This window comes from Qipengyuania sp. SS22 (assembly GCF_025736935.1).
Lineage (GTDB): Bacteria > Pseudomonadota > Alphaproteobacteria > Sphingomonadales > Sphingomonadaceae > Qipengyuania.
In genome coordinates, this window is sequence record NZ_CP107048.1 from 139,217 (window position 1) to 151,144 (window position 11,928).

Consider the following 11,928-nt stretch of genomic DNA (forward strand, 5'->3'; position numbering starts at 1 on the left):
AAAGTTCTTATTCGCCGCGCTGGACCTGGGCAGCGAGGCTTGCGATTTCGGGCATTTCGGCAAGCAACGCGTCGAGCGCGTCGGTCACCAATTGCTGCGCGCTGCGACCGCGGACGGTGCAGGCAAGGCGCAGCATGAGATGGCGTTCCTGGTCGAGCCGCAGCGTGAAGGCGGCGCGCTTGCCCTGTGCGGCGGCGGCCTTGCGTACCATCGGCCGAGGCTGGGCGGGGCGTTCGAGTTGCGCCTGGATCTTGGTCAGCGATTCGCGCACCTGATTGGGTGCGCCCGCTTCATTCGCGGCCCGCGATGTGATCGCGACCACCTTTTCCTCGGCCGGATTGGCCGGGGCCTGCTCGCTCTCGCCCATGTCGTTCCAGCCGAGATCCTCGAGGCTGGCGGCGGCTTCCTTGCCGTCGACCGGACCGAGAATTCCCGATTGGGGACGCATGGCAGGCTTCGCGCCGCCCTTGCGTGCCAGCAGGGTCGAGGAAAGAGAGGCGAAATTGGCGTCAGACATCCGGGAGTCTCCGCCCTTTCTGTTACTGGGCCACGCGGCGGCCGAAGCCACCGGCAGGACGATGGACGCCGGGCATCGCGGATTGCGAATTGGGCGCGGCGAAGACTGTGCGGCGGAAGTTCTTTTCCAGCCGGTCGGCGATATATTTCCACAGCGCGGTGACCTCGGCAGCCGAACGGCTTTCGGGGTCGACCTCCATCACCGTGCGGCCATCGATCATCGAGGCAGCGAAATCGGTGCGGTGGTGCAGGGTGATCGGCGCGACCGTGCCGTGCTGCGACAGCGCGACGGCGGCTTCCGAAGTGATCTTGGCCTTGGGCGTCGCGGCATTGACCACGAACACCAGCGGCTTGCCGGCGCGTTCGCACAGATCGACCGTAGCGCCCACGGCGCGCAAATCGTGCGGGCTCGGACGGGTCGGGACGACGATAAGTTCGGCGACCGAGATGACCGATTGGATGGCCATGGTGATGGCCGGCGGGGTGTCGATCACCGCCAGCTTGAAACCTTGCTGGCGCAGAATGGCCAGGTCGGTTGCCAAACGGGCGACGGTGGTCTGGGCGAATGCGGGATATTCATCCTCGCGCTCGTTCCACCAATCGGCCAGCGACCCCTGCGGATCGATATCGATCAGGACGACGGGACCGGCGCCGGCGCGCTGGGCCTGAACGGCCATATGTCCCGAGAGCGTGGTCTTGCCCGATCCGCCCTTCTGCGATGCCAATGCCAGTACACGCAAGACTTGGTCCCCCTGGTTTGCGCCAGTATTCAATTCACTCGTGCTGCTTTGCTTTGCAGCGTTCTTGTCATGGAAATCGCAGACTACCCCTAATTTTGGGTTAACCGGATGCCACTTTGGTCGGGCTCGGGAACAGCAAAATGCCTCGCAACACTTTGCTAACGAGTGATTTACTATAGGATGCCGCTGATCCGACGCGTTCCCGCGCGTCGTCGCATGGGAAGGGTACGATGCTACGAGTGGCGAAAGCAGCATGGCTGGCCGGCGTAATGGCCGCGGCAACCATGGTTTCGGTTCCGGCGCAGGCCGACGTCAAAGCCGGTGTCGATGCCTGGACGCGGGGTGATTTCGCCACTGCAGTGCGCGAATGGGCAGGCCCCGCCGCGCAAGGCGATCCCGATGCACAGTTCAACATGGCGCAGGCCTATCGGCTGGGCCGCGGGCTCGACGCCGACACGCAGCAGGCCGAGGCGCTCTATGCGCTGGCCGCGGCGCAGGGGCACGTGAAGGCGGCGGACAATTACGGCTTGTTGCTGTTCCAGCGCGGTGCGCGCGAGGAAGCCCTGCCCTATGTTTCAGCCGCTGCCTCGCGCGGCGATCCGCGCGCGCAATATCTGCTCGGCATCGCGCATTTCAACGGCGACCTCGTCGCGAAGGACTGGCGCCGCGCCTATGCGCTGCTGACGCTGGCCAATTCGGCGGGCTTGCCGCAGGCACGCGGCGCGCTGGCGCAGATGGACGAATATATCTCGCTCGAGGACCGACAGGCTGCACAGCCGCTCGCCGCATCGCTCAAGGCCGAGGCCGAAGCGGCGCGCGCGCGTGAACTGGCCGCGGTCGATCTTGCACTGGGCACCGATGCGCCGACCGGACCAGTTGTAACCGCCCCGGCTGCTGCACCGACGACGCGTCCCGCGGGCACCCCGCGCGTCGCGGGCAGTACTGCCGCACCGGCGACCGCGGGGGCGGATTACACGCTCCCCGCCTCGCGCCCGACGGTTGTCGCGCGGCAGGAAGAGGAAGCGCTCTCTCGCGAAGCCGTGGTCGTGGCTTCGCGCCCGGTTCCCTCAACTCCCGCACCGGCCCCTGCCGCAGTTACGCGCGTCGCGCCCGCCACGGGTCCGTGGAAGGTCCAGCTCGGCGCGTTCGGCGTACCGGGCAATGCCGAACGGCTGTGGAGCCAGTTGGCCGGGCGAAGCGAAATTGCCGGGCGTACCCGTCTGCTCGAAAAATCGGGGCGGCTGACCAAGCTGCTGGCGGGCGGTTATGCCACCCGAGATCAGGCGGCGACGGCCTGCGCTTCGCTCAAGCGCAGCGGGCAGGGCTGTCTCGTTACCCGCTAGGGCACATATTGCTCACGGTTTGCGCTTCTTCCTGTCGAGGCTAAGGCCCGCAGGCGAAGGGGGCCATAAATGAGCCAAGCAACCGAACAGGCGGCAATCGCCGAGGCGACAGTGGACGATCCGCTGCCGAGCGCGCTCGCGGGCAACCGCATCGCCAGCCTCGATTTCATCCGTGGCATCGCCGTCATGGGTATCCTGGCGGCGAATATCGTCGCCTTCGGACAGCCATTCTCTGCCTATATGTACCCCGATGGCTTCCTGGTTCCGCACAGCGATGCGGAAGACTGGATGTGGGTGGCGCAATTCGTCCTCGTCGACGGCAAGATGCGCGGCCTGTTCACACTCCTGTTCGGCGCGGGGCTGTATCTGTTCATGGAGAAGGCCTGGACCAAGGGCGAGGGCCGCGAGTTGCAGGTTCGCCGCCTGTTATGGCTGCTGCTGTTCGGGCTGGCGCATTTCTACCTGATCTGGCGCGGCGACATCCTGCTCTATTATGCCGCATTCGGCCTTGTCGCGATGATCGGGATACGCTGGGCGGCCAAAACCCAGCTGATCGTCGGCCTGCTCGGATATGCTGCGGGAATCGCCATGGTCGCCAGCTTCACCGCCTTCCCCTATTTCATCGCCGAGACGTCGCTCGGCGAACAGCCCGCCTATGCCGAATTGCGCGAACAACTGGCCGCGGACAAGGAAACCACGCTCGAAGAGGGACTGACCGAGCGGCAGGTCATCGCCGAAGGCTCCTACCCGGACTACGTGCGCCACAACATCACGGAACATGGCGGTGACCCGCTGTTCGGGCTGTTCCTCTTTGCGCTCGAATCCGTACCGCTGATGCTAATCGGCATGGCGCTCTATCGGTTCGGCCTGTTCAGCGGCGGCATGGACCCCGGCAGGCAATTGCGCTGGGGACTGGCCGGTATCGCGAGCGGAAGCGCGGTGACCCTGCTGATTGCGCTGTGGGTCAAGGGGATCGGGTTTTCCTACTGGAGCACGCTCGCCGCTTTCATGAGCTTTTCGATGCTCCCGCGGCTGCCCGTCGTCCTAGGCCTCGCCGCGGTGCTCGCAGTGGTCGGTTTGCGGACATCGAGCTGGCTGGCGGAGCGGATTTCGGCGGCCGGACGTGCAGCGTTCACCAATTACATGGGCACCTCGCTGGTCATGCTGCTGGTGTTCCACGGCTGGGCCGGCGGGCTTTATGGCGAGCTGGGGCGCAGCGAGCTCTATCTCCTCATGCTCGCCACCTGGGCGCTGATGCTGCTGTGGTCCAAGCCGTGGCTGGCCCGCTTCCGCTTCGGCCCGCTCGAATGGCTGTGGCGCTGCCTGACCTATTGGCGGATGTTCCCGCTGCGGCGGTAAACACACGGTGGAAAACGGCGCTTGATAATGAGAACGACTCTCACTAGAACTGCTCATGCGAGTCAATCGCAGGAGTTGTCGAGTGTACGTCTGCATCTGTAACGCGATCCGGGAAAACGAACTGCGCCGCGCCGCGCGCCATGTCTCGGGTGATGCCGAAGCGTGCTATGCTGCGCTGGGCAAGGCACCGTGCTGCGGGACCTGTCTCGACGATGCCGACGATATCCTGCAGGAAGAACGCGAGTTCGGTCTCGTCTCCGCCGCAGCGTGACTTTCCGCTAACAAGAATTGCTCGCAACTGGCGGAATTACGCCGATTTTTCGACCTTCGACCTTGCCAAGCGGCGGTGGAGGCGCGCATAGGTGCGCCGCGTCCATCACCCAGGAGACAGGGCCATGAAAGGCGATCTGAAGGTCATCGAGTTCCTCAACAAGGCGCTCACCAACGAATTGACCGCGATCAATCAGTACTGGCTGCATTACCGCGTGCTGGCCGATTGGGGCGTGACCAAGCTCGCCGAATACGAACGGCACGAATCGATCGACGAGATGAAGCACGCCGACATCCTCGCCGAGCGGATCCTGATCCTCAACGGGCTCCCCAATTTCCAGGCGATCCACAAGCTCAAGGTCGGCGAAACGGTCGAGGAAATCCTCAAGGCCGATCTGGCGATGGAAATGGAAGCGATCCCGTTGCTTAAGGAAGCGGCGGATTATTGCCAGGACGTGCGCGACTTCACCACGGGCCAGATTTTCGAAGACATCCTCGCCAGCGAGGAAGAGCATGTCGATTTCCTCGAAACGCAATTCGACATGATCGCGCGGATGGGGCTGGAAAACTACGTCCAGCTCAACAGCAAGCCGGTGGGCGGGGGCGAAGCGGGCTGAACTGGAGAGTCGGCTTGTTCGGAGCCAGGCGGTTTCCTCCTCACTGCCCCGCCTCGTCGCGCTGGTGTTCGGTCCCGGGATAGTGTCCGTCAGGTAACGCGCCAGAAGGTCGCGTGGACGCCGCCATGCTTGGACAGACGGGCTAGACGCTGCTCGCCATCCCAGATTTCCGCGTCGCCCCTGCCGACATTGATATCGGCGATCGTCAGTGCGGTCGCAATGTCGAGTGCTTCGAGAGCGAACTTATCGTCCGCGCGATTGGCATGCCCGTGGATCGAAACGCGGAGTTTGCTCATATTTCACCTCCTTGCCCCGCCGCGTTCTATGACAGGTGGAGATGAACCGTAGCCGACGTTTTTGCGCCAATCGTCGCGCAAATGCCTTCGGCCGGTCGCGCGCGGGACCCAAACCGCGTCAGGACTTGGCGGCGGCCCGGCGTTCGCGGATCCGTTCACGGTTGCGGCGGGCTGCGGTGCGGGTTTCCATCAGGAACGACGCAAGCCCTGCGACAAGCAGGCCCATGCACATCACCCATGTCGCGGCAACCAGCGTGCCCAACGGGGTGGTGACAAAGGCACTCACGAACAGCAGGACGATGACCACGCTGATGGCCAGCGCCGAAGCGGTGCTGAACATGACCGCCCGCTGCGCGTAATTGCGGCGCATTTCCAGCGCGGGCAGTTCGGCGCGCATCGCGTCGACATCGCCGTCCTCGCCGGCGTTGAGAATGCGCTCGATCTTGTTGGCGACCCAGATCAGCCGGTTGGTCATGACGTTCATCACCGCGCCGATCCCTGCGAGCAGGAAGGCCGGGGCCAGGCTGAGCTGGACGACCTGCTGGACGCGCAAGGTCGAACTGGTGCGCTCAATAAGCTCGAAGGCGCCGACGCCGGCCAGGATGTCGAGCACCGGCAACCTCAGTCCTTCTGGAACGGGTTCTTGGGGCTCTTGAGCACCACGCGTACCGGCACCGCCTCGAAGCCCAGCTTGTCGCGGATACCGTTCACCAGATACCGCTCGTAGCTCTTGGGGAGCATGTCGAGCCGGGTACCAAAGACCACGAAGCGTGGCGGGCGGATGCTGGCCTGCGTGATATAGCGCAGCTTGATCCGCTTACCCTTGGGTGCGGGCGGCGGATTTGCTTCCAATGCATCGTCGAACCAGCGGTTGAGCGCGGCGGTCGGTACACGGCGGCTCCACGCCTCGCGCAGGTCGAAAGCCGCGCCGAGCATCTGATCGAGACCCTTGCCGGTTTTGGCACTCACGGCGAACAGCGGCACTCCGCGCACCTGTGCCAGTCCTTCGTTGAGCGCTTCGCGGATGCCGTTGAACAGCGCGCTGGCGTCTTCGGCGATGTCCCATTTGTTGATCGCGATCATCAGCGCGCGACCTTCTTCGAGCACCATGCTGGCGATCTTGAGATCCTGCGATTCCAGACCGCGGGTGGCGTCGAGCAGCAGAACCACGACTTCGGCAAAATCGACCGCGCGGCGCGCATCGGCGACCGACAGGCGTTCGAGCTTGTCGACCACCTGCGCCTTCTTGCGCATCCCGGCCGTGTCGATCAGCCGGATCTCGCGGTCTTCGCCGCTACGCGGGTCGTGCCATTCCCAGTCGATCGCGATCGAATCGCGCGTGATCCCGGCTTCGGGACCGGTCAGCAGCCGGTCTTCGCCCAGCATGCGGTTGATCAGCGTCGACTTGCCAGCGTTCGGCCGGCCGACGATGGCAAGCTTGAGCGGTCCGGCGAGCAGCGCCTCTTCGTCTTCTTCGCTCAGTTCGAGGGTTTCGGCAGCAGCTTCGGCCTTTTCCCCGATGATTGGCCAGAGCCGTTCGAACAGGTCGCCAATGCCTTCGCCATGTTCAGCGCTGATGCCGGCCGGTTCGCCAAAGCCGAGCGAGAAGCTTTCGTAGATGCCGGCATCGCCCTGCGTGCCTTCCGCCTTGTTGGCGACGAGCACGACGGGAACTGCCTGTCCGCGCAGCCAGCGCGCGATTTCCTCGTCGAGCGGGGTCAGGCCGACGCGCGCATCGAATACGAACATCGCGGCATCGGCGCCTTCGAGGCTGACTTCGGTCTGCATGCGCATCCGGCCGGGGAGGCTGGCGGGGTCTTCGTCCTCCCACCCGGCAGTGTCGACCACCTGAAACTCGAGCCCGGCGATTTCGGCATCGCCGAAGCGCCGATCGCGCGTCACGCCGGGCTGGTCGTCGACCAGCGCCAGGCGCTTGCCCACGAGCCGGTTGAACAGCGTCGATTTGCCGACATTGGGCCGGCCGATGATGATCACCGTTGGCTTGGAGGAGGAGGGCACCATGATGGCGCGGCAAGTGGCGCTTTGCGCGCCGCTTTGCAAGCGGCAGCAAGGATCATGGTTAAATCGCGTTAACCGTAACCGGAAAGATCGCGATAAGCTTAACCGGCATAATCCTGCCGGTATGAGGAAGAATCTTGCCGTGATCGCCTTACTTGCCTGCGCCACACCGGCGTTGGCCGAGGACTTCGACAACTTCGCCGCCCAAGGTGCGGAATTGGACGCCTATCTCCAGTGCGTACCTTATGCGCGCAATGTCTCAGGTATTCAGATCTACGGCGATGCCCATACCTGGTGGGACCAGGCGCAAGGCCGTTACGCTACCGGCTCGATGCCGCGTCCCGGCGCAGTGATGGCCTTCAGCGCGCATCGCAGCATGCAATTGGGCCATGTGGCCACTGTCAGCCGGGTACTCGATTCGCGCCGTGTGCTGCTAGATCACGCCAATTGGTCGCCGATCAACGGCCGCCGCGGTCAGATCGAGAAGGATGTGCTCGCGGTCGACGTCTCGCGGAACAATGACTGGAGCGAAGTACGTGTCTGGTATGCTCCGCTGGGCAAGGTCGGTACGACCGCCTGGCCGGTAGATGGCTTTATTTATAGTGATCGGCAGCCGCAGCCGCGCCGCCAGATCGCAATGGCACCGGCGCGCAAGCAAACCTCCAAGAGGTTCCTAAGCGCCTTCGCCGATTTCGCAGACTGATCAGTCTGCCTTGGCTACCGGCGGTTCGTCGCCGAGATCTTCAAACCAGGCTTCTACCGGACCCGTCAGCTTGATCGTCAGCGGCTTGCCGCGGCGATCAACTGTCTTGCCTGCTTGAACGCGCACCCAGCCTTCGGAAATCGAATATTCCTCGATGTCGGTGCGCTGCTTGCCCTTGAAGCGGATGCCCACACCGCGCTCGAGCGCTTCCATTTTGAAATGCTCGCTATCCGGATTGACCGAAAGGTGGTCGGGCGGGGTCTGGCTCTTGGTTTCTTCGCTCATGGCGCGCGCCGATACTGCGCCCCACGCGCGCGGGCAAGATCAATCGGGGGGCGGGGGCGTTTCATCGGGGCCGCGATCAGGCTCGTCGAAGTCGGGTTGCGGCGGCTCGAAACCGGGTGGTTCGTGCATCGGCGCTTCGTCGGGCGGGCTCGTGGGCGGCATTTCGTCGGGTGCGCCCGGATTGATGGTATCGGGATTAGGGTCGGGTTGCGTCGCCATATATTGTGTCCTCAATCGGGCTGCAGGCTGTCGAGCGCGGCTTCGCCCGCACCGTCGCTCCCGCCTTCTTGCGCCTTGCCGAGCGCTTTCTCGACTTTCATGTCGTCATTGTCGGTGCCATCGGTAGACACCTCGCCTTTATCTCCGCCCTCGGCCTTGATATCGGCCGGGCTGTTCGGCTTTACCGCGGGATCGATGACTGGCGGCGTATTGGCCGGTGGCTTCGGTTTATCGTAGTCACGCATGATTACAAAACGCGTGCGCGCGCAAAGGCGTTCCTTCACCCGTCGCCGCGCTTGCGCATTTGGTCGCATCCTACTAGAGGCACGCGCCTACACGCGTGGCGCATGCCGCCAACGCGCAGCTTCGTTCGGGTTAGCGGGCGTGGCGGAACTGGTAGACGCGCTGGTTTTAGGTACCAGTATCGAAAGATGTGGGGGTTCGAGTCCCTTCGCCCGCACCAGTGCCGCCGCCGCGCGAATCCCCTTGCACATAGTCGCTTTTGGAAAGTCACGAGTTTCAACCCATGCAGATCAAAGAGACCGCCAACGAGGGCCTCAAGCGCGCCTACACCGTCACCATTCCTGCGAAGGAAATCGACGAGCGCGTCAACAGCGAAGTCAAGAAGATCGCCCCGCAGGTGAAGATGCCCGGCTTCCGACCGGGCAAGGTGCCGGCGAACTTGGTGCGCAAGATGCACGGCGAACAGCTGCACGCGCAGATGGTCAACGACATGATCCGCGAATCGGTCGACAAGGTGATGGCCGACAACAAGCTTCGCCCCGCGATGCAGCCGAAGGTCGAGATCGAAGAAGGCTACGAGGAAGGCAAGGATGCCTCGCTCAGCGTCGAAGTCGAAATCCTTCCCGAGATCGATGCTCCCGAAGTCGAGGGCCTCGCGCTCGAACGCCTAACCGTTCCGGTGACCGACGAGCAGGTCATGGAAGCGGTGGAGCGGATCGCATCGAACAACAAGAGCTATAAGGACGCCGCCAAGACCAAGAAGGCAGGCGACGGCGACCAGCTGATCATCGATTTCGTTGGCCGCGTCGACGGAACCGAGTTCGAAGGCGGCAAGGCCGAGAACACCCCGCTGGTGATCGGCTCGGGCCAGTTCATCCCCGGCTTCGAAGAACAGCTCACCGGTGCGAAAACCGGCGATGAAAAGACCATCACGGTGACGTTCCCCGAAGATTACCCGGCTGAAAACCTGAAAGGCAAGGAGGCGGAATTCGACGTCACGGTCCAGCAGGTCAAGGTCCCGACCGACACTGCGATCGACGACGAGTTCGCCAAGAACCTCGGTCTCGAGGATCTTGCCAAGCTCAAGGAACTGCTGCGCGGCCAGCTCGAGCAGGAAACTGCCGGCCTCACCCGCACGCAGATGAAGCGCCAGCTGCTCGACACGCTGGCTGCCGGTCACGATTTCGCCGTGCCGCAAGGCATGGTCGAAGCCGAATTCGAACAGATCTGGGCCCAGCTCCAGCAGGAAGCCGCGCAGTCGGACGATGCCGAAGCGATGCTCAAGGAAATGGACGACGAGAAGGACGATTACCGCAAGATCGCCGAACGCCGCGTGCGTCTCGGCCTGCTGCTGTCGGAAATCGGCCAGAAGAACGGCGTCGAGGTCAATGCCAATGAGATGAACATGCTCATCCAGCAGGCAGCGCAGCAATATCGCGCCGAAGACCGCGAACGCTTCGTCCAGTACGTCCAGTCCGAGCCGATGGCCGCCGCCCAGCTGCGCGCGCCGCTCTATGAGGATAAGGTCGTCGACTTCCTGTTCGACAAGGCCGAGATCACCGACCGGGAAGTGACCCGCGAGGAACTCGAAGCCGCGATCGAAGCGGAAGAGACCACCGAAGAGAAGCCGAAGAAGAAGGCCCCGGCCAAGAAGGCTGCGGCGAAGAAGGCTCCGGCCAAGAAGGACGCTACCAAGGACGCGGACGACAAGCCCGCCGCCAAGAAAGCGCCTGCCAAGAAAGCCGCGCCGAAGAAGGCTGCTGCCGCCAAGGACGACGACAAGGCTCCGGCGAAGAAGCCCGCTGCCAAGAAGCCGGCTGCCAAGAAGGCCCCGGCCAAGAAGGCTGCTGCAAAGAAATAACCCCGCACCAACGGGTTACGCGAGGGGCGGCGGACTACGGTTCGCCGCTCCTTGTCGTTTGGATGACGATGCTACTCGCGTTTGTTTGCGGTCGTTGCTGCTTCGGGAGATAGCGCTTCCATGCTGGTATCCTGCCCGGCATGGACATGCGCGCGGCGGTTCTCGACATGGCGGATAAGCGGGCCTGAGACGACGCCATGAACCACGATCGATAGCAGGATCGCAAAGCTGACCGTGGCCCATAGCAGTTCGATCTGGGCGAAATCGGCGTGGTTCTGACCATAGGCGAGATAATAGATCGAGCCCATCCCGCGCACCCCGAGGAACGCCACCGCCAGCTTGCCGACCATTGGGAGATCGCAGTTCAGCTCCGCCAGCAGGCCCGCAATCGGGCGGATGATGAAGATCAGCGCAATTCCGACCAGCGCAGCGGGCCAGGTCAGCGCGGACAGCACGCCGCTTGCCAGCATCGCTCCAAAGCCAAACAGGACCGCGACCAGCACGATCTGCTCGATCTGGTCGATGAAGTGGTGGCTGATCTTGTGATAGCGGCTGCGGTTCTCGCGCTGGCGCGCGGTCACCGCGCCGACAAACACCGCGAGGAAGCCGTAGCCTTCGACCAGCTCGGCCAGTCCATAGGCGAGCAGCAGCGTGCCGAGCACGATCAGCCCTTCGCTGGTCGAATAGCTGGGCTGGGCGGTGCTCTCGCTGGCTTCGTCGATCTCCTCCATCGGGGAATCGGCTTCGCGTTCGAAGACATACCACGAGCCAATGCGGCCGACGGCCCAGCCGACCGCGCAGCCCATCACGATCCGCCAGCCGAGATCGAGCGCGGCCCATTCAAGCGTCCAGCCACCCAGCGCGGTCATCCCGACTGCGGCGATCGCCAGATAGGTAAAAGGGAAGGCGAAGCCATCATTGAGCCCGGCTTCCACCGTCAGGCTGAAACGGACATCGTGCCGCTGGTCCTCGCCTGGCGGGCCGACCTGCACGCTGCGCGCCAACACCGGATCGGTCGGGGCCAGAGCTGCGCCCAGCAGGATCGCGCTGGCGGGGGCCAGTCCCAGGCCCCACCAGCCGAGCAGCGCAACCGCGCCGATCGTCAGCGGCATGGCGATCACCAACAGCGGCCAGATCTGGCGCCAGTTGACCCAGCTGACCGGCCGGTCGATCGCGATCCCGGCTGCCATCAGCGAAGCGATGACAATGAACTCGGTGGCATATTCCAGCGTGATCGCATCGAACCCGTCGACCGTCGGGTTGAAATGCGGGAGCCCCAGCGGCAGCGACCACACCGCGAACCCGACCGCGATATAAAGGATCGGCAGCGACAGCCAGTAGCGCGCCAACCACCGTTCGAGCGTGACCGCCAGCGTCAGCCCGGCGCCGAAAACGACGAACATCACGATACGCGGATCGAATTCCAAGATGATCTCCCTTGTTCCGCCTAACGCGCG

General features: G+C 63.7%; 15 protein-coding genes and 1 tRNA gene. 7 read left to right on the forward strand and 9 right to left on the reverse strand.

The annotated features are described in order from the left end of the window. Positions 1-7 precede the first annotated feature (7 nt). Together N6L26_RS00635 and N6L26_RS00640 are read right to left on the reverse strand one after the other, a co-directional pair. Entirely contained in the window at positions 8-517 is a 510-nt protein-coding gene (locus tag N6L26_RS00635; RefSeq protein WP_263606141.1) for a hypothetical protein, read from the reverse strand. Positions 518-539: 22 nt separating this feature from the next. Beyond that, positions 540-1,256 carry a ParA family protein gene (locus tag N6L26_RS00640; protein ID WP_253518805.1) on the reverse strand — a complete coding sequence of 239 codons (717 nt, stop codon included), beginning with the start codon at positions 1,254-1,256 and terminating at the stop codon, positions 540-542. Between the two features lie 230 nt (positions 1,257-1,486). Here N6L26_RS00640 and N6L26_RS00645 point away from each other — a divergent pair, with 230 nt between their 5' ends. The 4 genes from N6L26_RS00645 to bfr all read left to right on the forward strand — a co-directional run bounded on the left by N6L26_RS00645 (position 1,487) and on the right by bfr (position 4,845). Continuing rightward, positions 1,487-2,599, forward strand: a complete 1,113-nt coding sequence (locus N6L26_RS00645; RefSeq protein WP_263606142.1) for an SPOR domain-containing protein — start codon at positions 1,487-1,489, stop codon at positions 2,597-2,599. Positions 2,600-2,668: 69 nt separating this feature from the next. Further along, entirely contained in the window at positions 2,669-3,958 is a 1,290-nt protein-coding gene (locus N6L26_RS00650) for a DUF418 domain-containing protein (protein ID WP_263606143.1), read from the forward strand. Positions 3,959-4,040: 82 nt separating this feature from the next. Next, positions 4,041-4,229 (forward strand): bacterioferritin-associated ferredoxin, encoded by a 189-nt coding sequence (locus N6L26_RS00655; protein ID WP_263606144.1) that lies wholly within the window; start codon positions 4,041-4,043, stop codon positions 4,227-4,229. Between the two features lie 124 nt (positions 4,230-4,353). Further along, the gene (gene bfr, locus N6L26_RS00660) at positions 4,354-4,845 is read left to right on the forward strand and encodes a bacterioferritin (RefSeq protein WP_263606145.1); all 492 of its coding nucleotides are present in this window, start codon (positions 4,354-4,356) and stop codon (positions 4,843-4,845) included. 89 nt (positions 4,846-4,934) lie between these two features. Here bfr and N6L26_RS00665 read toward each other — a convergent pair whose 3' ends face one another. The 3 genes from N6L26_RS00665 to der form a co-directional block, all read right to left on the reverse strand. Further along, positions 4,935-5,141 (reverse strand): hypothetical protein, encoded by a 207-nt coding sequence (locus N6L26_RS00665; RefSeq protein ID WP_263606146.1) that lies wholly within the window; start codon positions 5,139-5,141, stop codon positions 4,935-4,937. Between the two features lie 118 nt (positions 5,142-5,259). After that, entirely contained in the window at positions 5,260-5,754 is a 495-nt protein-coding gene (locus N6L26_RS00670) for a DUF2721 domain-containing protein (RefSeq protein WP_263606147.1), read from the reverse strand. 8 nt (positions 5,755-5,762) lie between these two features. Beyond that, the gene (gene der, locus N6L26_RS00675; RefSeq protein ID WP_263606148.1) at positions 5,763-7,163 is read right to left on the reverse strand and encodes a ribosome biogenesis GTPase Der; all 1,401 of its coding nucleotides are present in this window, start codon (positions 7,161-7,163) and stop codon (positions 5,763-5,765) included. Between der and N6L26_RS00680 the strand changes: the two genes are divergently transcribed. Beyond that, a complete protein-coding gene (locus N6L26_RS00680; RefSeq protein WP_318173609.1) occupies positions 7,126-7,863 on the forward strand; it encodes a CHAP domain-containing protein in 738 nt (245 codons plus the stop codon). The two genes, der and N6L26_RS00680, sit on opposite strands and share 38 nt — an antisense overlap. Here N6L26_RS00680 and N6L26_RS00685 read toward each other — a convergent pair whose 3' ends face one another. From N6L26_RS00685 to N6L26_RS00695, 3 genes are read right to left on the reverse strand one after another with little or no spacing between them, the layout of a single operon-like run. Next, the gene (locus tag N6L26_RS00685; protein ID WP_263606149.1) at positions 7,864-8,148 is read right to left on the reverse strand and encodes a DUF3297 family protein; all 285 of its coding nucleotides are present in this window, start codon (positions 8,146-8,148) and stop codon (positions 7,864-7,866) included. 39 nt (positions 8,149-8,187) lie between these two features. Continuing rightward, positions 8,188-8,367, reverse strand: a complete 180-nt coding sequence (locus tag N6L26_RS00690; RefSeq protein ID WP_263606150.1) for a hypothetical protein — start codon at positions 8,365-8,367, stop codon at positions 8,188-8,190. An 11-nt stretch (positions 8,368-8,378) separates the two neighbouring features. Next, complete coding sequence (locus N6L26_RS00695) at positions 8,379-8,612, reverse strand: hypothetical protein (RefSeq protein WP_263606151.1); 234 nt, start codon at positions 8,610-8,612, stop codon at positions 8,379-8,381. 133 nt (positions 8,613-8,745) lie between these two features. Here N6L26_RS00695 and N6L26_RS00700 point away from each other — a divergent pair. After that, positions 8,746-8,830 (forward strand) — tRNA-Leu (locus tag N6L26_RS00700). Positions 8,831-8,893: 63 nt separating this feature from the next. Next, entirely contained in the window at positions 8,894-10,471 is a 1,578-nt protein-coding gene (tig, locus tag N6L26_RS00705; protein ID WP_263606152.1) for a trigger factor, read from the forward strand. 71 nt (positions 10,472-10,542) lie between these two features. Here the strand turns inward: tig and N6L26_RS00710 are convergent, their stop codons facing one another. Beyond that, positions 10,543-11,898 carry a cation:proton antiporter gene (locus N6L26_RS00710; protein ID WP_263606153.1) on the reverse strand — a complete coding sequence of 452 codons (1,356 nt, stop codon included), beginning with the start codon at positions 11,896-11,898 and terminating at the stop codon, positions 10,543-10,545. Between the last annotated feature and the right edge of the window lie 30 nt (positions 11,899-11,928).

What these genes read in the sequence shown, in the direction of transcription:
- N6L26_RS00635 (WP_263606141.1), bottom strand. Translation starts at nt 517, where the DNA reads ATGTCTGACGCCAATTTCGCCTCTCTTTCCTCGACCCTGCTGGCACGC.
- N6L26_RS00645 (WP_263606142.1), top strand. Translation starts at nt 1,487, where the DNA reads ATGCTACGAGTGGCGAAAGCAGCATGGCTGGCCGGCGTAATGGCCGCG.
- N6L26_RS00650 (WP_263606143.1), top strand. Translation starts at nt 2,669, where the DNA reads ATGAGCCAAGCAACCGAACAGGCGGCAATCGCCGAGGCGACAGTGGAC.
- bfr (WP_263606145.1), top strand. Translation starts at nt 4,354, where the DNA reads ATGAAAGGCGATCTGAAGGTCATCGAGTTCCTCAACAAGGCGCTCACC.
- N6L26_RS00665 (WP_263606146.1), bottom strand. Translation starts at nt 5,141, where the DNA reads ATGAGCAAACTCCGCGTTTCGATCCACGGGCATGCCAATCGCGCGGAC.
- N6L26_RS00680 (WP_318173609.1), top strand. Translation starts at nt 7,126, where the DNA reads ATGATGATCACCGTTGGCTTGGAGGAGGAGGGCACCATGATGGCGCGG.
- der (WP_263606148.1), bottom strand. Translation starts at nt 7,163, where the DNA reads ATGGTGCCCTCCTCCTCCAAGCCAACGGTGATCATCATCGGCCGGCCC.
- N6L26_RS00685 (WP_263606149.1), bottom strand. Translation starts at nt 8,148, where the DNA reads ATGAGCGAAGAAACCAAGAGCCAGACCCCGCCCGACCACCTTTCGGTC.
- N6L26_RS00690 (WP_263606150.1), bottom strand. Translation starts at nt 8,367, where the DNA reads ATGGCGACGCAACCCGACCCTAATCCCGATACCATCAATCCGGGCGCA.
- N6L26_RS00695 (WP_263606151.1), bottom strand. Translation starts at nt 8,612, where the DNA reads ATGCGTGACTACGATAAACCGAAGCCACCGGCCAATACGCCGCCAGTC.
- tig (WP_263606152.1), top strand. Translation starts at nt 8,894, where the DNA reads ATGCAGATCAAAGAGACCGCCAACGAGGGCCTCAAGCGCGCCTACACC.